This is a genomic window from Kitasatospora sp. NPDC089797 (assembly GCF_040684795.1).
Classification (GTDB): domain Bacteria; phylum Actinomycetota; class Actinomycetes; order Streptomycetales; family Streptomycetaceae; genus Kitasatospora.
Map to the genome: position 1 here is coordinate 31,106 of NZ_JBFBGS010000052.1, position 19,843 is coordinate 50,948.

Annotated in this window: 19 protein-coding genes and 1 tRNA gene; 11 read left to right on the top strand and 9 right to left on the bottom strand. The window is 74.4% G+C overall.

All coding sequences use genetic code 11. The annotated features are described in order from the left end of the window. Window positions 1-2: 2 nt before the first annotated feature. The 6 genes from AB0O91_RS32680 (at window position 3) to AB0O91_RS32705 (ending at window position 6,432) form a co-directional block, all read left to right on the top strand. Entirely contained in the window at window positions 3-326 is a 324-nt protein-coding gene (locus tag AB0O91_RS32680) for a HypC/HybG/HupF family hydrogenase formation chaperone (protein ID WP_363441006.1), read from the top strand. Further along, window positions 323-1,447, top strand: a complete 1,125-nt coding sequence (gene hypD, locus AB0O91_RS32685) for a hydrogenase formation protein HypD (RefSeq protein WP_363441009.1) — start codon at window positions 323-325, stop codon at window positions 1,445-1,447. Before AB0O91_RS32680 ends, hypD begins: the two co-directional genes overlap by 4 nt. Beyond that, a complete protein-coding gene (hypE, locus tag AB0O91_RS32690) occupies window positions 1,440-2,522 on the top strand; it encodes a hydrogenase expression/formation protein HypE (protein ID WP_363441012.1) in 1,083 nt (360 codons plus the stop codon). Before hypD ends, hypE begins: the two co-directional genes overlap by 8 nt. A gap of 96 nt (window positions 2,523-2,618) precedes the next feature. Continuing rightward, window positions 2,619-2,695: transfer RNA gene (locus tag AB0O91_RS32695), tRNA-Met, on the top strand. A 294-nt stretch (window positions 2,696-2,989) separates the two neighbouring features. Continuing rightward, on the top strand, window positions 2,990-4,642 hold the full coding sequence (locus AB0O91_RS32700) for a phospholipase D-like domain-containing protein (protein ID WP_363441015.1): 1,653 nt from the start codon (window positions 2,990-2,992) through the stop codon (window positions 4,640-4,642). An 83-nt stretch (window positions 4,643-4,725) separates the two neighbouring features. Next, window positions 4,726-6,432 carry a DUF885 domain-containing protein gene (locus tag AB0O91_RS32705; protein WP_363441018.1) on the top strand — a complete coding sequence of 569 codons (1,707 nt, stop codon included), beginning with the start codon at window positions 4,726-4,728 and terminating at the stop codon, window positions 6,430-6,432. 51 nt (window positions 6,433-6,483) lie between these two features. On the opposite strand, the gene AB0O91_RS32710 is transcribed toward AB0O91_RS32705, so the two are convergent. After that, window positions 6,484-7,335, bottom strand: coding sequence for a hypothetical protein (locus AB0O91_RS32710; RefSeq protein WP_363441021.1), 852 nt, complete (start codon window positions 7,333-7,335; stop codon window positions 6,484-6,486). After that, complete coding sequence (locus AB0O91_RS32715) at window positions 7,328-7,840, bottom strand: SigE family RNA polymerase sigma factor (RefSeq protein WP_363441023.1); 513 nt, start codon at window positions 7,838-7,840, stop codon at window positions 7,328-7,330. Before AB0O91_RS32715 ends, AB0O91_RS32710 begins: the two co-directional genes overlap by 8 nt. Window positions 7,841-8,091: 251 nt before the next feature. Here AB0O91_RS32715 and AB0O91_RS32720 point away from each other — a divergent pair, with 251 nt between their 5' ends. Further along, a complete protein-coding gene (locus AB0O91_RS32720) occupies window positions 8,092-8,913 on the top strand; it encodes a hypothetical protein (protein ID WP_363441026.1) in 822 nt (273 codons plus the stop codon). 117 nt (window positions 8,914-9,030) lie between these two features. On the opposite strand, the gene AB0O91_RS32725 is transcribed toward AB0O91_RS32720, so the two are convergent. Genes AB0O91_RS32725 through AB0O91_RS32735 form a run of 3 tightly spaced genes read right to left on the bottom strand, consistent with a single transcriptional unit; the run spans window position 9,031 to window position 11,479 of the window. Further along, the gene (locus AB0O91_RS32725; protein ID WP_363441028.1) at window positions 9,031-9,513 is read right to left on the bottom strand and encodes a MarR family transcriptional regulator; all 483 of its coding nucleotides are present in this window, start codon (window positions 9,511-9,513) and stop codon (window positions 9,031-9,033) included. A gap of 14 nt (window positions 9,514-9,527) precedes the next feature. Beyond that, the gene (locus tag AB0O91_RS32730; protein ID WP_363441031.1) at window positions 9,528-10,589 is read right to left on the bottom strand and encodes an alcohol dehydrogenase catalytic domain-containing protein; all 1,062 of its coding nucleotides are present in this window, start codon (window positions 10,587-10,589) and stop codon (window positions 9,528-9,530) included. After that, window positions 10,586-11,479 carry a VOC family protein gene (locus tag AB0O91_RS32735; RefSeq protein WP_363441034.1) on the bottom strand — a complete coding sequence of 298 codons (894 nt, stop codon included), beginning with the start codon at window positions 11,477-11,479 and terminating at the stop codon, window positions 10,586-10,588. Before AB0O91_RS32735 ends, AB0O91_RS32730 begins: the two co-directional genes overlap by 4 nt. Window positions 11,480-11,563: 84 nt before the next feature. Here AB0O91_RS32735 and AB0O91_RS32740 point away from each other — a divergent pair, with 84 nt between their 5' ends. Both AB0O91_RS32740 and AB0O91_RS32745 read left to right on the top strand, forming a co-directional pair. After that, on the top strand, window positions 11,564-13,177 hold the full coding sequence (locus tag AB0O91_RS32740; RefSeq protein WP_363441036.1) for a CocE/NonD family hydrolase: 1,614 nt from the start codon (window positions 11,564-11,566) through the stop codon (window positions 13,175-13,177). Window positions 13,178-13,282: 105 nt separating this feature from the next. After that, window positions 13,283-14,383 carry a zinc-binding alcohol dehydrogenase family protein gene (locus AB0O91_RS32745; protein ID WP_363441038.1) on the top strand — a complete coding sequence of 367 codons (1,101 nt, stop codon included), beginning with the start codon at window positions 13,283-13,285 and terminating at the stop codon, window positions 14,381-14,383. A gap of 130 nt (window positions 14,384-14,513) precedes the next feature. Here AB0O91_RS32745 and AB0O91_RS32750 read toward each other — a convergent pair whose 3' ends face one another. Continuing rightward, complete coding sequence (locus tag AB0O91_RS32750; protein WP_363441040.1) at window positions 14,514-15,119, bottom strand: helix-turn-helix domain-containing protein; 606 nt, start codon at window positions 15,117-15,119, stop codon at window positions 14,514-14,516. Between the two features lie 89 nt (window positions 15,120-15,208). Here AB0O91_RS32750 and AB0O91_RS32755 point away from each other — a divergent pair, with 89 nt between their 5' ends. Together AB0O91_RS32755 and AB0O91_RS32760 are read left to right on the top strand one after the other, a co-directional pair. Beyond that, complete coding sequence (locus tag AB0O91_RS32755) at window positions 15,209-15,343, top strand: hypothetical protein (protein WP_363441042.1); 135 nt, start codon at window positions 15,209-15,211, stop codon at window positions 15,341-15,343. A 50-nt stretch (window positions 15,344-15,393) separates the two neighbouring features. Then, window positions 15,394-16,239 carry an NAD(P)H-binding protein gene (locus AB0O91_RS32760; RefSeq protein ID WP_363441084.1) on the top strand — a complete coding sequence of 282 codons (846 nt, stop codon included), beginning with the start codon at window positions 15,394-15,396 and terminating at the stop codon, window positions 16,237-16,239. Between the two features lie 55 nt (window positions 16,240-16,294). On the opposite strand, the gene lanL is transcribed toward AB0O91_RS32760, so the two are convergent. The 3 genes from lanL to AB0O91_RS32775 form a co-directional block, all read right to left on the bottom strand. Beyond that, window positions 16,295-18,823, bottom strand: coding sequence for a class IV lanthionine synthetase LanL (lanL, locus tag AB0O91_RS32765; RefSeq protein WP_363441044.1), 2,529 nt, complete (start codon window positions 18,821-18,823; stop codon window positions 16,295-16,297). Window positions 18,824-18,825: 2 nt separating this feature from the next. Further along, a complete protein-coding gene (locus AB0O91_RS32770) occupies window positions 18,826-18,993 on the bottom strand; it encodes an SflA family class IV lanthipeptide (protein WP_363441046.1) in 168 nt (55 codons plus the stop codon). Window positions 18,994-19,227: 234 nt separating this feature from the next. Beyond that, window positions 19,228-19,719 carry an Lrp/AsnC family transcriptional regulator gene (locus AB0O91_RS32775; protein WP_363441048.1) on the bottom strand — a complete coding sequence of 164 codons (492 nt, stop codon included), beginning with the start codon at window positions 19,717-19,719 and terminating at the stop codon, window positions 19,228-19,230. Between the last annotated feature and the right edge of the window lie 124 nt (window positions 19,720-19,843).

The following is a 19,843-nucleotide window of genomic DNA, read 5'->3' on the forward strand; positions in this document are numbered from 1 at the left end:
GGATGTGCCTGGCGGTGCCCGGCAGGGTGACGGAGATCGGGGAGCGGGACGGGGCCCGGATGGCGGTGATGGACTTCGGCGGGGTGGTCAAGGACGTGTGCCTGGAGTACCTGCCCGACCTGGAGGTGGGGGACTACGCGATCGTGCACGTGGGCTTCGCGTTGCAGCGTCTGGACGAGGAGTCGGCCCGGCGGACCCTGCAGCTGTTCGAGGAACTCGGGCTGCTGCAGGAGGAGTTCGGCGACCCCTGGGAGGCGGCGGGCGGCCCGGGCGGCAGCTCGGGGGAGTGGGTCGGCACGCCGGGCTCCGAGGAGGCGGGTCGGTGAGGTACCTGGAGGAGTTCCGCAACCCCGAGCTGGCGGAGGGCCTGCTCGCCGACATCCGGGCGACGGTCACCCGGCCCTGGGCGCTGATGGAGGTGTGCGGCGGCCAGACGCACAGCATCATCCGGCACGCCATCGACCAACTCCTGCCGGAAGAGGTCGAGTTGATCCACGGCCCGGGCTGCCCGGTGTGCGTCACCCCGCTGGAGGTGATCGACCGGGCGCTCGCGATCGCGGCCCGGCCCGAGGTGATCTTCTGCTCCTTCGGGGACATGCTGCGGGTGCCCGGCACCGATCGGGACCTGTTCCGGGTCCGCGGCGAGGGCGGTGACGTCCGGGTGGTGTACTCGCCGCTGGACGCGCTGCGGATCGCCCGGGAGAACCCGGACCGGGAGGTGGTCTTCTTCGGCATCGGCTTCGAGACCACCGCCCCGCCCAACGCGATGGCCGTCCACCTGGCCCGGAAGCAGCGGCTGGGCAACTTCAGCATGCTGGTCTCGCACGTCCGGGTGCCCCCGGCGATCGAGGCGATCATGGCCTCGCCGGACTGCCGGGTGCAGGCCTTCCTGGCCGCCGGGCACGTGTGCAGCGTGATGGGCACCGCCGAGTACCCGGCGCTCGCGGAGCGCCACCGCGTCCCGATCGTGGTCACCGGTTTCGAGCCGCTGGACATCCTGGAGGGCATCCGGCGCACCGTGCGGCAACTGGAACGCGGCGAGCACACCGTCGACAACGCCTACCCGCGGGCCGTGCGGGCCGAGGGCAACCCGGCCGCCCGGGCGATGCTGGAGGACGTCTTCGAGGTGACCGACCGCCCGTGGCGGGGCATCGGGGTGATCCCGCGCAGCGGCTGGCGGCTCGCCCCGGGCTACCGCAACCACGACGCCGAGCACCGCTTCGACGTCGCGGGCATCCGGACCAGCGAACCCGCCCAGTGCCGGGCCGGCGAGGTGCTCCAGGGCCTGCTGAAGCCCCACCAGTGCGAGGCCTTCGGCACCGTCTGCACCCCGCGCACCCCGCTCGGCGCCACCATGGTCTCCAGCGAGGGCGCCTGCGCCGCGTACTACCTCTACCGGCGGCTGAGCACGCCGAACCCCGCCCAGGAGGCGAGCCCCGTTGGCTGACACCGACCTGCTCACCGGTACCGCCGCACCGGACTTCTCGGGCTGGAGCTGCCCGCTGCCGCTGCGCGACCACCCCCGGGTGGTGATGGGGCACGGGGGCGGCGGGGCGATGTCCGCCGAGCTGGTGGAGAACCTCTTCGCGCCCGCCTTCGGCGGGCCGGTGCTGGCCGGCCTCGGCGACTCCGCCGTCCTGGAGCTGGGCGGCGCCCGGCTGGCCTTCTCCACCGACTCCTACGTGGTGCGGCCGCTGTTCTTCCCCGGCGGCTGCATCGGCGACCTCGCCGTCAACGGCACGGTCAACGACCTGGCCATGAGCGGGGCCCGGGCGGCCTACCTGTCCTGCGGCTTCATCCTGGAGGAGGGGGTGGAGCTGGCGGTGGTGGACCGGGTCGCCCGGGCGCTGGGCGCCGCCGCCCGCACCGCCGGGGTGGAGGTGGCCACCGGGGACACCAAGGTGGTCGAGGCCGGGCACGGGGACGGCGTCTACCTGAACACCGCCGGCATCGGGCTCGTCCCGGCCGGGGTCGACATCCGGCCGCAGCGGGCCCGCCCGGGCGACGTGGTGATCGTCAGCGGGCCGATCGGGCTGCACGGGGTGGCGATCATGAGCGTCCGGGAGGGGCTGGAGTTCGGGGTCGAGGTGCGCAGCGACTGCGCGGCGCTCGGCGGGCTGGTCGGGGCGATGCTCGCGGTGACCCGTGACCTGCACGTCCTGCGCGACCCCACCCGGGGCGGGCTGGCGGCGGCGCTCAACGAGATCGCGGCGGCCGCCGGAGTGGGCGTGGTGGTGACCGAACGGGCCGTCCCCGTTCCGGACCCGGTGGCCAACGCCTGTGCCGTCCTGGGCCTGGACCCGATGTACATCGCCAACGAGGGCAAGCTGGTCGCCTTCGTCCCGCGCGGCGAGGCGGAGGCCGTGCTGGCCGCGATGCGGGCCCACCCGCTGGGGGCGGAGGCGGTGGTGATCGGCGAGTGCGTCGAGGAGCACCCCGGGATGGTGGTCGCGCGCACCGGCTTCGGCGGCACGCGCGTGGTCGACCTGCCGATGGGGGAGCAGCTGCCGCGGATCTGCTGAGCGGGGGGCCGGCGGTCCGTCGGCGGTCCGTCGGCCCCGTCGCGGGGATATCGATTTCTGTTCGGGCCGGGTTGTCGCGTACAGTGGTCTCACCGACGCGGGGTGGAGCAGCTCGGTAGCTCGCTGGGCTCATAACCCAGAGGTCGCAGGTTCAAATCCTGTCCCCGCTACCAAGGGAAGCCGGGGTCGACGCACTTGTTGCGTCGGCCCCGGCTTCTTCGGTTTCCGCCGGTGCGACGTCCGCCGGCGAGCCGGATGCCCGTGCGGCCCTTCCGCTCCGCCACCCTTCCGCTCCGCCACTCCTCCGCCTTTCGCCCCTCTGCGGGCTTCCGGGTGTCGTGTCCGAGTTTGAGTGAACATCAGATCGAATGCCTTGATGGGACCATGACGTGACATCAGGTTACTTTGAGGTAATTTAAGGGTGTCGTCCGGGTGAACGTCCCCGGCCTCCTCTGAAGGACTCGTACGTGCTCTCTCACCGCTTCCGCCGTTCCGGCCGCCGTCTGGCCGGTTCCGCCCTGGCGCTCGCCGCCGCCGCCGTCGCCCTGCCCGTCGCTCCCGCGTCCGCCGATCCGGCCCCGGCCGCCCCGGCCGACGCCACCCCGTACCTGGACGCGGTGGAGGCGGCGCTGCGGCAGGTGTCGCCCGGCCTGGAGGGGACGGTCTGGCAGCGGACAGCGGGCAACCGGCTGGACGCACCGGCCGGGGACCCGGGCGGCTGGCTGCTGCAGACGCCCGGATGCTGGGGCGACGCCTCGTGCACCGAACGGGCCGGTACGAAGCGGCTGTTGGACCGGATGCGGGAGAACATCGGCAAGGCCACCCGGACCGTCGACATATCAACTCTCGCGCCGTTCCCGGACGGTGCGTTCCAGGACGCCATCGCCGACGGCCTCCGGGCGTCGGTCGCGGCGGGTCACGCACCGCACGTCCGGGTGCTGGCCGGGGCCGCGCCGCTGTACAACATCACCGCGCTGCCGTCGAAGTACCGGGACGACCTGGTGGCCCGGCTGGGCGACGCCGCAGGCAGCGTGACCGTCGAGGTGGCCTCGATGACGACGGCCAGGACGGCGTTCTCCTGGAACCACTCCAAGCTGCTGGTGGTGGACGGGCAGAGCGTCATCACCGGCGGGATCAACAACTGGAAGAACGACTACCTGGACACCGCCCACCCGGTGACCGACGTCGACCTCGCGCTGAACGGCCCGGCCGCCGCCTCCGCCGGCGCCTACCTGGACACCCTGTGGGACTGGACCTGCCGCAACAGCGGCCTCCTGTCGGCCGCCTGGTTCGCCTCCACGAACGGCGCCGGGTGCACCCCGGATCTGGAGCAGCGGCTCAACCCGGCGGCCGCGCAGGTGCCCGCGACCGGCGGCGTGCCGGTGATCGCCGTCGGCGGCCTGGGCGTCGGGATCCGGGACACCGACCCCGCCTCCGGCTACCGCCCGGGCCCGGCGCCCGCCGTGGACGACGTCAAGTGCGGCCCGATCGGCCTGCGCGACCGCACCAACGACGACCGCGACTACGCCGCGGTCAACCCGGAGGAGGGCGCGCTGCGCGCGCTGATCGCGAGCGCCGGCAGCCGGATCGACATCTCCCAGCAGGACATGACCGGCACCTGCCCGCCGATGCCCCGCTACGACGTGCGGCTCTTCGACCAGCTCGCGGGCAAGCTCGCCGACGGCGTGAAGGTCCGCATCGTGGTCAGCGACCCCGGCAACCGGGGCACGGTGGGCAGCGGCGGCTACTCGCAGATCCGCTCGCTGAACGAGATCAGCGACACCCTCACCGCCCGGCTCACCGCCCGCCTCGGCGACCCGGGCCGGGCCCGCACGGCGATGTGCCGGAACCTCCAACTCGCCCCGTTCCGGGCCGCGTCCGCCCCGACCTGGGCCGACGGGCACCCGTACGCCCTGCACCACAAGCTGGTCTCGGTCGACGGCTCCGCGTTCTTCGTCGGCTCCAAGAACCTGTACCCGGCCTGGCTGCAGGACTTCGGCTACGTGGTCGAGGACCGCGCCGCCGCAGGGCAGTTGGACGCGCAGCTGCTGGCCCCGCAGTGGCAGTACTCGCAGGCCGCGGCGACCTTCGACTACAGCCGCGGGCTCTGCCAGGGCTGAGGCCGGGCACCGACCGGCCGACCGGGGTGTCCGGTCTCCGGCACCCTGGACGGCCGGTCGACCGCTGAGCGAGCATGGGGAGCATGCCCGAGACGCCGAAGTCCGCCCGCACGATCGCCGATGAGCACGTCGCCCGGGTCGCCGCACTCGACCCGGTGACCTCGACCAGACTGGGCCTGCACCCCGGGGACGACCGGCAGCCGGACCTGTCACCGGAGGGCTTCGAGGCGCGGGCCGAACTGGCCCGCCGGACGCTCGCCGTGCTCGACGCGGCCGCCGGTCCCGGGGACCGTCCCGGTGACGACCCCGCGGAGCGGGACTGTGCCGGGCTGCTGCGGGAACGGCTCACCGCCGAACTCGCGGTGCACGAGGCGGGGGACCACTTCCGGGCGCTGCGCAACGTCAACTCGCCGCTGCACCAGGTGCGGGGCGTGTTCACCATGATGGCCACCGACACCGAGGAGCAGTGGGCCGCCGTGGCCGGCCGGCTGCGCGAGGTGCCCGGCGCGCTGGACGGCTACCGGGCGACCCTCACCGAGGGCATCGGCCGCGGGCTGCTGAGCGCGCCCCGCCAGGCCCGCGCGGTGATCGCCCAACTGGACGCCTGGAGCGGGCGGGACAACGGCGGCGCGAGCTGGTTCGCCGGGTTCGCGGCGACCGGCCCCGCCGCGCTGCGCACCGAACTGGACGCCGCCGCCGAGCGGGCGGCCGCCGCCACCGCGGCCTTCCGCGACTGGCTGCACGACACCTACCTGCCCGCCGCCGACGGCACCCCGGACGCCGTCGGCCGCGAGCGCTACCTGCGCTCCGCCCGCTGGTCCAACGGCGCCGACCTCGACCCGGGGGAGGCGTACGCCTGGGCCTGGGAGGAGTTCCACCGCACGGTCGCCGAGATGCGGACCGAGGCGGAGCGGATCCTCCCCGGCGCGGGCGTCCGGGCCACCATGGACCACCTCAACCGGCACGGCCACGCGGTCGAGGGGGAGGAGAACGTCCGGGCGTGGCTCCAGCAGGTCATGGACGAGGCGATCGACGCCCTCGACGGCACCCACGTCGACCTCAGCCCGGCGATGCGCCGGGTGGAGACCAGGATCGCGCCGCCGGGCAGCTCGGGCGCGCCCTACTACACCGGCCCCAGCCTGGACTTCAGCCGCCCCGGGCGCACCTACCTGCCCACCCTCGGCCGGCGGTCCTTCCCGACCTGGCAACTGGTCAGCACCTGGTACCACGAGGGCGTGCCCGGACACCACCTGCAGACCGCCCGCTGGACGGCCTGCGCCGACCGGCTCAGCAGCTACCAGATCACCCTCGGCGCGGTCAGTGCCGACAAGGAGGGCTGGGCGCTGTACGCCGAGCGGCTGATGGACGAACTGGGCTTCCTCACCGACCCCGCCCGGCGCCTGGGCTACCTGGACAAGCAGATGCTGCGGATCATCCGGGTCATCGTCGACCTCGGCATGCACCTGGAACTGGCCGTTCCGGCCGGCACGGCGACCGAGGAGTGGAGCGGCCGCGGCGGCGAGCGCTGGAACGCGGCCCTCGCCGACGAGTTCATGGCCGCCCACCACGGCAGCGAGTTCCCGCGGCGCTCCTCCGAGATCGACCGCTACCTCGGCTGGCCCGGCCAGGCCATCGGCTACAAGCTCGGCGAGCGGGTCTGGCTGGAGGGCCGGGAGGCCGCCCGCCGTCGGCAGGGCGCGGACTTCGACCTGCGGGCCTGGCACTCCCGGGTGCTCGCCCACGGCTCGCTCGGCCTGGACGCCCTGGCGGACCGCCTCGCGGCAGGCTGAGCGGGGGCGCCGACGGGCGCCGGACGGCCGCGTGCCGCCGTGGGGTGGCGCTCACGGGCGGGCGTTCGTGATGGCGGGCTGGGTCTTCTGGTTGTAGATCTCCTGGCCGGCCGCGTTGAAGGCGTGGACGTAGGGGTCCGGGCCGAAGTCCTTCGTGTCGGGGCTCGTGGTGACGGCCGCCGCGTAGACGAACGCGCCGTCGGCCATGACGGCCGGGTACTGGGTCGGGTCGTCGCCGTAGCTGATGGTGACCTTGGCGACGTCGGAGGTGTAGTGCCCGGCGCCCAACGCGAGGGACCTGCCGCCACCGAGCGGCGTGCCGGAGCTGTCGAAGAACTCGATCAGGTGCCCGGCGCCCCACAGGCGGTCGTTGATGAACGTCGCGGGGACGGACGTGCTCCGGCCCTTGTCGCCCTTGGACTCGCACTGCACGTACTGGCCGCCGGAGTCGACGGCGACGACGACACCGTCGGTGGTCGCCGAGGCGACCGGGGCGCGGACCGCGATCACCGCGTGGTACTTCGACGCCCCGGACCCCAGGCAGGACGTCAGGATCTTGGCAGTGGTCCCGGCATCGATCGGCGACGTCTCCGTACTGACCAGGGCGGACGCGGCGGTGGCGCGGGGGGAGGCCGACTCGGAGGGGGCGTCCGCGGTGGCCGCGCCCTGTTGCGGTCCCGGCGGCTGCTGTGCCCCCGGCGAAAGCAGCGAGGGGAGGGCCAGGCACAGGGCCGCCGCGGTGCAGGCCGCGGTCGCGCCCAGGGCGTGCCGGCGGCGCCGGCGCCGGTCGGCGCGACGGCGGATCTCCGCGGCGGGCAGGGCCGGTGCGGACATCCGGGTGCCGAGCAGCCGCAGCCGGTCGGCGAGGGCGTCGGGGCGGGGGTCGTGGACGGGGTCAGACACAGAGGTTTCCTTCCTCGCTGGTCGGGGCCCGGTCGGCGAGGACGGCCGCGAGCGCGGTCCGGCCGCGGGCGAGGCGGCTCTTGACGGCGCTGACGCTGGCGCCGGTCTCCCTGGCGACCTGCTCGACCGAGAGGTCGCACATGTGGTGCAGGACCAGGGCGCCGCGCTGCGCCTCGGGCAGGTCGCGGAGCGCGGCGACCAGCACCAGGTGCTCCTCGGTGGGCGGTTCGACGGCGGGTGGTTCCTGGCGGTGGTGGCGTCCGGCCAGTTGGAGGCCCCGGGCGAGACGCCGCCAGCGGGAGTGGGCCAGCCGCCGGGCCGTGGTCCGGATCCATGCCTCCGGGGCGTTGTCCAGGTCGAAGGTGCGCCTGCGGTCCCAGGCACGGATGAAGGCCTCCTGGACCACGTCCTGTGCCTCGGACCAGTTGCCGGTCAGCGCGTAGAGCTGCCCGGTCAGGCGGGAGAAGGACGCGGCGTAGAACGCGTCGAACTCCTGTGGCGTCATCAAAAGCCTCTCCTCTGGGGCTGTCCGTCGGCTCGCGGCGCAGGCGATGGGCGCGGAGGCACTCCCGGACCGCGGTGGTGGAGTCGTGCCTCCTGCGCGGAGCCTCCCGGCCTGTACGCACGAGTACCTGCCCGGGGTTGCACCGACGCCTATGACCTGGATCACGCGGGTGGGGTGCGACCGGTCGGGCGTCGGCAGGCGTAGCCGAGGTGTCGGCCTCAACCGGACGCCGGCAGGAAAGGACAGGATCCATGCGCATCCGCCCGACCATGATCATCACTGCCACCGTCGCCGCCGCGGCCATCGCGACCGCGGGGGGAATGGCCGCCGCCGCCACCGGCGAGGCCGGCACGCCGACGGCCAAGCCCACGGCCCAGGCCGAGCCCGCCGCCGCCCCCTCGGCCGAGCCCACCGCCACCCCCTCGGCCAAGGCCGACGGCGCCGCCAAGGCCGACGCCCCGGCGGCCTCCGGCAGCGGCTCGGCCGTTGCCCGGGGGACTGCGGCCAAGGGTGCCTTCACCGTCGACGCCACGGCGACCTCGCCGATCGATGCCGGGACCACCGCCAAGATCCTGGCGTCCTGCCTGGGGTCCGAGGCGTCGAAGTACCACGCGGTGATCGCGGTCCGCACCCCGGTCGCCTCCCCGGACGAGGACGGCGTCGTCGTCGCCGTCAACTCCGGCGGCCAGTACGTGCAGTGCGAGTCGAAGGGCGACAAGGGCCGGAGCATGTCCGTCCCCGCGACGTTCATCAACGACCGTCTGTGGGGCGCCGGTCACCTGATCGAGTTCTTCGACAGCTTCAGCACGCCGCTCGGTGGCGGCAAGTCCCTCTCGCTGGGCGCCGGGCACTACACCTCCGACGTCGCCAAGGTCACCATCAGCTACGGCGACGACGCGAAGCAGTACCCGGCGGTCATGGCCGGCGGCGCGTTCGTCTACGCGGCGACCATCACCACGAGCGCCGGCGAGAACGGCCTCACCGGGGAGCCCTACGTCCACGCCTTCAACGCGGCCGGCCAGGAGATCTACAACCAGAAGACCCAGCCCAACGTCAAGAACACCCACCCGTAAGCACCACTCTCCCCGTGACCGTACGGGGTCGTCCGGCGGACGGGCACACGCGGTGTGGCCGTCCGCCGGACGGGGCGGCGGTGGACGGGCGGCGCCGGATCTCCGGGACGCGCCCGCTCAGTCGCCCGGCGCCTCCTCCGCCGTGGGCGCGCACCCGGAGGCGGCCATGACGCGCAGCAGCAGGCCGCGGAACTGCTCGCGCTCGGATTCGGTGAGCAGCGCCAGTGCCCGGGCGTCGACGGGCTCGGTCAACTGCTGCGCCCGGTCGAGCAGGTGCGCCCCCTCCTCGGTGATGTGGACCCGTTGGATGCGCCCCTGGGTGGGGTGCGGGCTGCGCCGCACCAGGCCGCGTCGCTCCAGGTCGGTGATCGCACCGGACATGGCCTGCGCGGTGACCCCGGCCCGCCGGCCCAGTTCGGCGCCCGAGAGCCAGCCGTCGTCGGCGAAGGTGAGCTGGGCCAGCGCCGCGAGCTGGGCCTGGGTCAGCGCCAGCGGTTTCAGGGCCCGTTCCACCTGCTGGCTGAGCGTGTTCGACAGCAGCCGGACCAGGAAGGCGGTCCGGGTGCGGGGGGCGACGGGGTGCGGTTCTCGGTGGGACACTGGGCCTCTCTGGGTCATCGGCGCGGCTCTTCGGTGACCCCCGGGAACTCGAGCACGATCTGGCCGCCGGCCCGTCCGGCCTCGATCCGGGTGTGGGCGTCGACGGCGCGGTCCCAGGGGGTGGGCTGGACGAAGTCCTCCGGCGGCCGGAACCCGGCGGACACCTCGCTCCAGAGGTTATCGCGGTGCGTCCGGTTGCCGGTGCGCACGCCGACGACCGAACGGCTGTGGAGGTACAGCTGCCGGAAGCGCAGCGGCACCGGATCATCGGTGAGCGCGCCGGAGACCACCACCACCGCGGCCCGGGCCAGCGCGGGCAGGTAGGCGTCCCACAGCGTCCCGTCCCCGAGGTTGTCCACGACGCAGTCGATTCCGTCGGGACCGGCGGCCGACCGGAGCCGCTCGGTCACGTCGTCCGTGCCGGAGTCGATCGCGGCGGCCAGCGGCAGCCCGGCCAGTCGGCCAGGGTCCCGCCCGAGCGCGATCACCCGGCTGCCGCGGAAGGCCGCCAGCGCGGCGACGGTCGAGCCGAGCGCACCGCCGGCCCCGAGCACCAGCACCGTCGTGTCCGGTCCGGCGCCGCCCACGGCCAGCTGCGCCGAGGCGACGCCGCCGTTGACGGCCAGTGAGGCGGCCTGGGGCAGGGTGATCCCGTCCGGGACCACCTGGACGTTGACCGCCGGGACGACGGTGAACTCGGCGTAGCTCCCGGGGCGGTGGACGCCGAGCAGGCGGAATGCGGGGCAGGCCTCCTCGCGGCCCTGCACGCAGTACCGGCACCGCCCGCAGGTGAGCGCCGAGGAGACCGCGACCCGGGCACCGAGCAGGGCGGTGTCCACCCCCTCGCCGACCGCGTCGACGAGGCCGGCGTGCTCGGTGCCGAGCACGTGCGGGAAGGTGCGGATCCGTTCCGCGAACGGTGGCCGGCCGGCCCGGGCGGCGACGTCCTTCGTACGGGAGACCGTCGCCGCGCCGACCCGCACCCGCACCTCGCCGGGGCCGGGCTCGGGGTCGGGCAGCTGCGCGGTGCGCAGCACCCCGGGCGGGCCGAACCGGTCCATCACGATCGCCTTCACCGCTGCGCGCCTGTCGGGGGGTTGGCCATCGCGCGGGCGACGGCGGGGGTGATGCCGCCGCCGGTGCCCCAGACGTCGGCGTTCTCCTGGGTGCGGGGCCAGGCACGGGCCTGCCAGTCGGGGCCGACCTCGATCAGGTCCGAGGTGTACTCGATGACGTTGCCGACCGGATCCTGGAAGTAGCAGAAGACGTTCCCGCCCGGTCCGTGACGGCCCGGACCCCAGAGGGCGTCGAATCCGGCCCGGCGCATCCGGCCCAGCGACCGCATCACCTCGTCGGTGTCGCGGACCTCGAAGGCGACGTGGTTCAGCGTGGTCCACTCGCCCGGCGCCAGCACCAGGCAGTGGTGCTGGGAGTTGCAGCGCAGGAAGACCATCTGGTCGTCCTCGTAGGTGTCGGAGACGGTGAAGCCCAGCACGTCGGTGTAGAAGGCCTTGGCGGCGCCCAGGTCCGGCGAGTTCAGCACGACGTGGCTGAGCCGGTCCGGGCCGAAGTCCCGGCGCGCGGGTTCACGGTGCTCCGGTAGGCCGGCGCCGACCTCGAGCACGCGGCCCTCCGGATCGGTGAACTCGACCGCGTAGCCGCCGTCGGCCCGCGGACCGGGCCCGGTGAGTACGGCCGCGCCGGCCGCGCGGACCCGCGCCGCGATCCGGTCGACGTCGGCGGGGGTCGCCGCGCCGAGCGCGATCCGCCCGAGTGCGCGCCCGGCGCCCGGCACCAGCCGCAGCACGTGGTGTTCGGTGCCGCGGGCCCGCAGGGCGATTCCCCCGGTGGGCGCGGTCGGGTCGGGGACCTGTTCGAGGCCCCAGGTCTGTTCGTAGAAGGGCAGCAGTGCGGCGGGGTCGGTGGCCGCGAGGTCGATGCTTCGCAGATGGGTGATGCCGGTCATGGCGGTCCTCCTCGTTGCGCTCTCCGTCGATGTAAAGTACTTTATAAACCACTTGAGATTCGCGCAAGGTTCGAGGAGGCCCCGATGTCCGATGCGGTCGAGATGACGATCGAGAAGGACGTGCCCGTCCCCACCCGGGACGGCACCGTGCTCCGCGCCGACGTGTTCCGCCCCGCGGCGCCGGGCCCGCACCCCGTCCTGATGGTGCACGGCCCGTACGGCAAGGACATCCACTTCGCCGACTTCAACGCGCACGCCTACGGGCTGATCGACGAGCGCGGCCCCCACATGACCTGGGAGACGCCCAACCCCGACTGGTGGGTGCCGCGCGGCTACGCCCTGGTCCGGGTCGACCAGCGCGGCACCGGGCACTCCGAGGGGAGGATGGCGCTGTTCTCGCCCACCGAGTGGGAGGACTACCACGACGCGATCGAGTGGGCCGGGGTGCAGGACTGGAGCACCGGGAAGGTCGGCCTGCTGGGCATCTCCTACTACGCCGTCGGACAGTGGCACGTCGCGGCGCAGCAGCCGCCGCACCTGGCCGCGATCGTGCCGTGGGAGGGCGCGATCGACGTCTACCGCGACTGGTCGCACCACGGCGGCATCCTGAGCAACCGGTTCACCGACGAGTGGTGGACCCGTCAGATCACCGGCAACCAGAGCGCACTGCCCGCCGGCGCGCCGAACCCGAACCGCGCCGTGGACGGCAACGCCGACCTGCCGGCCGAGTTCCGCGCGCACGCCCTGCTGCGCGACTACTACCGGGCCCGCGAGGCCGACCTCTCGAAGATCACCGTGCCGGTGCTGTCCTCGGGCAACTGGACCAGCTACCCGCTGCACCTGCGCGGCAACATCGAGGGCTACCTCGGCGCGGGCTCCACCCACAAGTGGCTGGAGATCCACGACGGCAACCACTTCACGCCCTTCTACACCGAGGAGGGCCGGCGCTACCAGAAGCGCTTCCTGGACCGCTTCGTCGCCGGCGACGAGACGGCCTGGCAGGACGAGCCCCCGGTGCGCCTGACCATCCGCGATCCGCGCGGCTGCTACGTGCGCACCGAGACCGAATGGCCGATCGCGCGCACCGAGTGGACCCGGCTGTACCTGGACGCCGAGCGCGGCAGCCTGGACGCCGAGGCTCCCGCCGCCGAGGCGCGGGTGGACTATCCGGCGCCCGGAGGGGCCGTCACGCTGCTCACCGCCCCGTTCACCGCGGACGTCGAACTCACCGGCCCGTCCGCGCTGCACGTGTGGGTGAGTGCGGACACCGAGGACATGGACCTGTTCGTGACGCTGATCGACATCGACCCCGAGGGCAAGGAGGTGACCTTCGAGGACGCGTCGGGCATCGGCAACCGCGGCCCGCTGGTGAAGGGCTGGCTCCGGGTCTCGCACCGCGAGCTGGACGAGGACCGGTCCGAGCCCTACCGCCCGGTGCACCGTCATGACACCCGCAGCCCGCTGGAGCCCGGGGTCCCGGTCGAGGCGGCGGTCGAGATCCTGCCCACCAGCCGGGTCTTCACGGCGGGCCACCGGCTGGGGCTGGTGATCCAGGCCGCCGACCGCACCGATCCCACCCGCTTCCGGCACGACGACCCCGCCGACCGGGCCCCCTTCACGGGCATCAACTCGCTGCACACCGGCGGGCGCCACCCCTCCTACCTGCTCGTGCCGGTCATTCCGCCGAAGGACCGCTGAGCCCACCGCTGAGCCCGCCGAGGCGCCGGCCGCGTGGCCGGGCGCGTTGCACAGAACCCCCTCCAGGCCGGTGCCGGCCGCTCCCCATCCCGGAAAGGCTCACTGATGACCACGCACAGTCAGATGCCCACCACCACGAAGGCGGTTCGGGTCTTCGAGCACGGCGGACCCGAGCAGTTGGTCCATGCCGACTATCCGCTCCCGCCCCTGGGCCCCCGCGACGTCATGGTCGCCGTCGACACCGCCTCGGTCTCGGGCTGGGACCTGAAGTACCGCTCGGGGCAACTGTCCGGGGAGCGGCTGCCCGGCCGGCGCGCGCTGCCGATGCCGCAGCAACTCGGCCGCGAGGCCGCGGGCACCGTCGTGGCGGTGGGGGACGAGGTGGCCGGGTTCCGGCCGGGGGACCCGGTCGTCGCTGTGGTGCACCCGGAGAATCCGTACGCGTCGGAGACCCACCGGGGCCTGGGCAACCTGTCGACCGGAGTCGACGTGCCCGGCCACGCAGGTCTGGGCTCGTACGCGCAGTACCTGGTGCGTGACCAGCGGCTCTGGCTGCCGCTGCCGGACCACGTCGACCTGGAGCAGGCGGCGGTGCTGCTCTGGCCCTATGCGACCTCGCACCGCCTCGTCCTGGACCGGTTGCGCGTGCGGCTCGGCGAAACCGTGTTGGTGTGCGGCGCCTCCGGAGGGATGGGGGAGGCCACCGTTCGCCTGGCCCGGATGGCCGGCGCCCGGGTCGTCGTGACGACCCGGCACGCCGACAAGGCCGCTCTCCTGAAGGAGACGGGCGCGGACCACGTGGTGATCACCGCCGATCGGGCCGCGGCCGCGGCCGAGCTACGGGAGTGGACCGCCGGAACCGGGTTCGACCACGCCGTCGACTTCACCGGTGACGCGGACCTCTTCCGACTGGCGGTCGACGCCCTGAGGTTGGGCGGCACGATCTGTCCGGCGGCGGGCAACCAGCGCACGGGCGGACACCTGCCGCTCACGATGAGCGATTTCACCCGCCTGGAGATGACCGTCGTCGGTGTGCGCGGTGCCCGCCATCGCGACGCCCTCGCGGTCCTGGACCTGCTGGCCCAGGGGCTGATCGGCATCCGGATCGCCGCACGGTTTCCGCTGTCCCAGGCGGACCGGGCGCACGCGCTCCTGGAGAACAGCACCGACCTCGTCGGCCGGGTCGTCCTCAAGCCGGCGTCCTGACGCTCTCCGCGAGGCGCCGGAGGCGGGGCCGCGTCGGCAGCCGGGGCGGCGGCACGCTGCCCCGGCCGGTCGGCTGGGCCGTCGGCGCGGTCGCCTCCGCCCCTGGCGTCCGTGCGCCGGGAACTCGTGTTCACCCCTGCTGCGGACGGGGGCTCAGGAGTCTGGCCGTGTAGGCCGCGAGTTGGGCCCGCAGGTGCTCCCGGGGCACCTGCTCGTGGCCGGCGAGGTGCTCGACGAGGTCGGCGCGGGTGGCGGCGAGCAGTGCGTGGGCGGTGAAGGCGTTGTCGGTGAGCCCGGGGATCTGCTCCAGCACGGCCTGCAGCGTTCGGTGCCAGCGCTCGTAGTGCGGTGCCCGGTAGGGGCTGTCGCCGCCGCCGGACGACTCCAGCGCCAGGGCGAGGTGGCGGTTGTCGAGCTTGAAGCAGAGGACGGCGTCGAGCAGGGCGGGGATCCGCTGCAGGGGAGGTGTGCCGGGGCCGAGCGGTGGCGGCCCCGTCTCGATCGCCGCCCTGACCGGCTCCAGTCGTGCCTCGTAGAGGGCGTGGATCAGGCCGGTGCGGTCGCCGAAGCCACGGAACAGGGTGGCCTTGCCGACGCCGGCCGCGGCGGCGATGTCGGCCATGGTGACGGCCTCGGGGCTCCCGCACCGGGCGAAGAGGTCGTCGGCGGCTGCCAGGACGGCCTCCCGGTTGCGGGCCGCGTCCTTGCGCGGTCGGCGCTCGGCGACGGGTTCCACGGATCCTCCGGTTGTAAAACGGACCGACGGTCCGTATTGTCGGGCCCATAAACGGACCCGCGGTCCGTATCGTACGGGACGGAGCCCCCATGACCACCGACACGTCGGCGGCGGACCACTTCCGCCACAGCCTGCGACTGCTGCTCGACGAGGACATCACCGGTTGGATCCCCCTCGCCGCGCTCCGGGACGCGTCCGCGGACCTCGTCCGGAGCGCCCGATGAGCACCGTGGAGGGCATGGACGGCATCAGCGGAACGGACCGAATGAACGGCATGGGCCATGAGGTCGGCACCACCCTGGTCATCGGCGCGACCGGTACCACCGGCAGCCGCGTCACGGCCCGACTCGCCGCCCGCGGGCACCGGGTCAAGGCCGCGAGCCGCCGGGCCGCTGCGCCGGACGGCGCCGAGGCGGTCCGCTTCGACTGGCACGACCCCGCGACCTTCGAGGCGGCACTGAGCGGCGTCGACCGGGTGTACCTCGTCCCGCCGGTCGGCGCGGTGGAACCGGCCGGCACCATGCTGCCCTTCCTCGAACGGGCCCGCGCCGCCGGGGTCCGCCGCGCGGTGCTGCTCAGCTCCTCCGCGATCCCCGCCGGCGGCCCGGCCACCGGACGCGTCCACCAGGCCCTGCCCGAGCTGTTCGAGGAGTGGGCGGTGCTGCGGCCCTCCTGGTTCATGCAGAACTTCACCGGTGACCACGCGCACGCCCAGAGCGTGCGGGCCGACGGCCTCCTGCTGACGGCTACCGGCGAGGGCCGGGTCGCCTTCGTCGACGCCGACGACATCGCCGCCGTCGCCGTGCACGCCCTGACCGACCTCCGGGCGCCCGACACCGATCTCGTCATCACCGGTCCGGAGGCCCTGAGTTACACCGACGTCGCCGCGATCCTCGGCGACGTCACCGGTCGGGCCGTCGTCCATCGGCAGCTGACCTCGGAGCAGTTGGTCGAGCGCCTGACCGCCGTGGCCGTCCCCGCCGAGTTCGCGGCCCTGCTCGCCGCCATGGACCGCGCCATCGCCGAGGGCGCCGAGGATCGCACCACCGACACCGTCCGGCGCCTGACCGGCCGCCCGCCCCGCAGCCTCCGCGCGCTCGTCGAACGGGAACTGGGCTGACGCAACCGGGCCGGTGGGGGCGAGGGGGAGGCGGGCCCGGGTGTTCCGGTGGACGTCAGTCGAGGAGGCCGAGGCGCGGGCCGCCCCGCCCGTGGAGGCGGCGGAGGAAGCCGAGCACGCCGGCGGAGCCGCCGGCCCAGGTGGCGCTCGCCCGGGTGAGGCCGGGGTCCGGGAACACCGGGCGGGCGGGGGTGCCGCCGCTGCGGCTGAGGATGACGGCGGCGACGGTCCGGGCCGCGTCCCAGAACTCCTCGGCGGGGTCGCCGGAGGCGACGGCGACGTCCACCAGCAGGTCGCCGACCCCGGCGAGGCCGCAGCACTGGGTGACCAGCGGCATCCGCGGCGCGAGCGCGGCGCAGCCGCGGGCGCACTGCCGGGCCAGCTCCAGGTACCGGGGCTCGCCCAGCCGGTCGGCGGCCCGGACCAGCACCGCCCCGACCCCGGCCAGGCCGCGGCACCAGGAGCCGTAGCGGCGGGTCGCCCCCGGTGCGGCAGCCCGGGCGAGCAGGCCCGGGGTGACGGCGGCCAGCCGCGCGCAGGCCTGTTCGGCCCGCCGCCGGGCCGTCGGGTCGCCGCTCGAACTCCCGTACTCCAGCAGGAAGTACGCGACACCCGCGGTGCCGTGCGCCAGCCCCTCGCGCAGTGCGGCGCTGCCGTGGGTGTCGGCGCCCGCGTCCGACAGCCGGGCCCGGCCGGAGGCGAGCAGCCGGGCGCAGTCGGCGGCCACGGCGAGGTGGCGGTCGCGGTCGGCTCCGGGGAGCCGGGCGAGCAGCAGGCGGCCGATGCCGATGCCGGCGACGCCCTCGATGAGGTCCGCCTCCGGCGGGCCGCCGTCCGGGCCCCGGGCGGGCGGCCCGCCGGGGTCGGTGGCGGGGATCCCGGCCCCGGCGAGGAACAGTTCGACGCCGGTGCGGCCGGAGTAGAAGCCCGGCGGCAGGCTGTGGGACCGGCCCGCCGTCCACCGGGCCAGCGCGTCGACGGCCTCGGGCACGCCGGGCCGGTGGAGGTGGTGGAGCAGTTCCAGGCCGAGGCCCGCGCTGCCGCCGTAGACGTCGATCGGGGTCGGGACGGCGGAACGGGCGGCGAGTGCGGGGTCGGCGATCCGGTGGGCCTCGGCGACGCAGTAGGCGCTGGTGTGCGCGAGGATCTCGGCCAGCAGGTCGGCGTCGACGCGCGGTGGTGCGGGGTGGTGGGGGCGGGCCACAGCGGTCGGACCGGCGCTCGGGCCGGTGCTGGGACCGGCGCTCGGGCCGGCGCGCAGCCGGTCGGCGCCGGCCGTCCGGACCGCCGGGTCGGGGCTGGTCAACTCGGTGATCAGGGCGCGGAACCGGTGGTGCTCGGGGCCGGGCAGGGCCCAGCCGAGGCCGGCCAGGGTGCGGTCCCGGTTAACGGCCGGGTCCGGGTCGACGACCACCGGGTCCAGGCCGGTGGCGGCGAAGGCGAGGGTCGCGCCCAGGGCGTGGTGGTCGTCGGCGGGCTCGGCGGGCACTCCGGCCGGGCGCCGGACCGGGGCGCTGTAGCCGGGCGTCGCGCCGTCCGGGTCGGTGCCGTTCAGTGCGCTGATCCCGAAGTCGACCAGGTGGCACCGGCCTTCAACGTCCAGCGCGACGTTGTCGGGCTTCAGGTCGCGGACCACCACGCCCCGCCGGTGGATGCCGTCCAGGAGGCCGAGCAGCCGTTCGGCCAGTGCGGCGAGCCGCTCGGGCCCGTACGGGCCGTGCTGCTGGACCTCCCGGCGCAGGTCCCGGTCGCCGCAACTGGTCATCACCAGGTACTCGTCCTCGCGGTGCCGGAAGCAGTCGAGCGCCCGGGGCACACCGGGGAGGCCGTCGAGGGCGGCGAGGACGGCCCGTTCGTGGTGCAGCCGGGTGCGGGCGTCCGCACCGGACCCGTCCTCGGCGACGAAGGCGCGTGCCTGTTTGACGACCACCGGCCGTCCGTCGGTCAGGTCGACCGCCCGGTAGACGTTCCCCTGGGGCTTGCGGGCGATGCCGGCGGTGACCCGGTAGCGGCCGCCGCCGAGGCCGGGGGAGGTCGGGGCCCCGGCGGCGCGCCGGGGGAAGGGGTCCTCGGCCCAGGGCGGGCAGCGGTAGGAGCCGGTCGCCAGGCCGTCGAAGAGCCGGCCGTCCGGGCCGGTCATCACCGACTCCAGCCGTCCGCCGCGCCCGGTCCGGTAGTCGCCGGTGAACGGCCCGTACCGGTAGTAGACGGGGGCCTCGGGATCGACCCGACGGTCGCTGACGACCTGGGGGCCTTCCCGGCCGCGCAGCACCGCGACGAGCTCCTCGGCGAGCGCGGCCACGGTGCCCGGCGCGGGGTAGACGGTGGCCGCCTTGCCGACCGAACCGGCGCCGCGCACACCGGAGTTGAGCTCCCGCAGGACCTCCGGGCCGGCGGCCCACTTGGCGTGGCAGACGTACCGCGCCAGCACCGGCAGCAGCAGCGCGGTCAGCTCGGCCAGTCCGCCGGGGCGCGCCGAGAGGTGCAGCTTCCAACCGTGTTCCACCGCCGGCATCCGCGGGTCCGTCAGGTACGACCAGGTGTCGTCGGACCAGCTGCGGCGGCCGGCGGTGGAACCGGTCACCGTCAGGAGTTGAAGTCGCAGGCGAACCGGGTGGTGGCGGTCACCCACGGGTCGGCGAGACAGGCCGTGGCCTCCCGGTCGCCGTGGTCGTCGTCCTCGAACCGGACGGTCTCGTCGTCGATGAGCAGCGGACCCGCGTCGCGGATCTCCTCGGTCATGGTTGCGGGCATGTGACGCCTCCAGATCTCTTGTCGTGCCTCCGATGACATGAGCGCGGGTCGCAGCCGCCCCGGGCGCTCGGCGTGCGAGCGGCCCGGGATCCCGAACCACGAAGGTAGGGAGGAACGTTGGGCCTGGCAAGGGGTCGGGACGGATCTGCTCCACTTTTCCGGCCCGGCCGTCGAGGGGTCCCGGAGGGCTCCGACGGCGGTCCTCGGCGGCCGGGGCGAGGTATCCGACGGCCCTCAGCGGCCGGGGGCGAGGTACCGGCGGCCCGGTATCTGTTCGAAGATCAGGTTGGTGCGGGTCTGGGCGACCGCCGGGTGGGTGGTGAGGTGGTCGACGACGAAGTCGCGCAGGGCCTCGGGGCCGGCCACGCCGACGTGCAGGAGGTAGTCGTCGGAGCCGGCCATGTGGAAGACGGCGAGGACGCCGGGCAGGTCGGGGGCGGTGCCGCGGAAGCTCTCGTTCTGTTCGCGGGTGTGGGCGCGCAGGCGGACCGAGATCATCGCCTGGAGCGGCAGGCCGATCGCGGCCGGGTCCAGTTCGGCGCGGAAGCCGCGGATGGTGCCGCGTTCCTGGAGGGCGCGGACCCGGGCCAGGCAGGTGGAGGGGGCGATGCCGACGGCGGCCGCGAGGGCGTTGTTAGGGAGGCGGGCGTTGTCGGCCAGGGCACGGATGATCGCCCGGTCGACGTCGTCGACCGGCGCCCGGCGGGCCTGCGGATTGTTCGGCACGCCCGCCAGGATCCCAGCCCGTTCCGCAGAATCGCAAACCCGATCGAGCCGGGGCCGAATGTTCTTCGGCGGGGCTTCCCCCGGGCGTCCGAAAGTTCCATCCTTACCGACGGTCCTTACCGAC

Bases quoted from the DNA above. Each gene is read 5' to 3' on its own strand.
- AB0O91_RS32755 (WP_363441042.1), top strand. From the start codon at position 15,209: ATGACCACCGACACGTCGGCGGCGGACCACTTCCGCCACAGCCTGCGA.
- AB0O91_RS32715 (WP_363441023.1), bottom strand. From the start codon at position 7,840: ATGACGCCACAGGAGTTCGACGCGTTCTACGCCGCGTCCTTCTCCCGC.
- AB0O91_RS32760 (WP_363441084.1), top strand. From the start codon at position 15,394: ATGGGCCATGAGGTCGGCACCACCCTGGTCATCGGCGCGACCGGTACC.
- AB0O91_RS32705 (WP_363441018.1), top strand. From the start codon at position 4,726: ATGCCCGAGACGCCGAAGTCCGCCCGCACGATCGCCGATGAGCACGTC.
- AB0O91_RS32745 (WP_363441038.1), top strand. From the start codon at position 13,283: ATGACCACGCACAGTCAGATGCCCACCACCACGAAGGCGGTTCGGGTC.
- AB0O91_RS32740 (WP_363441036.1), top strand. From the start codon at position 11,564: ATGTCCGATGCGGTCGAGATGACGATCGAGAAGGACGTGCCCGTCCCC.
- AB0O91_RS32770 (WP_363441046.1), bottom strand. From the start codon at position 18,993: ATGCCCGCAACCATGACCGAGGAGATCCGCGACGCGGGTCCGCTGCTC.
- AB0O91_RS32735 (WP_363441034.1), bottom strand. From the start codon at position 11,479: ATGACCGGCATCACCCATCTGCGAAGCATCGACCTCGCGGCCACCGAC.
- AB0O91_RS32720 (WP_363441026.1), top strand. From the start codon at position 8,092: ATGCGCATCCGCCCGACCATGATCATCACTGCCACCGTCGCCGCCGCG.
- AB0O91_RS32680 (WP_363441006.1), top strand. From the start codon at position 3: ATGTGCCTGGCGGTGCCCGGCAGGGTGACGGAGATCGGGGAGCGGGAC.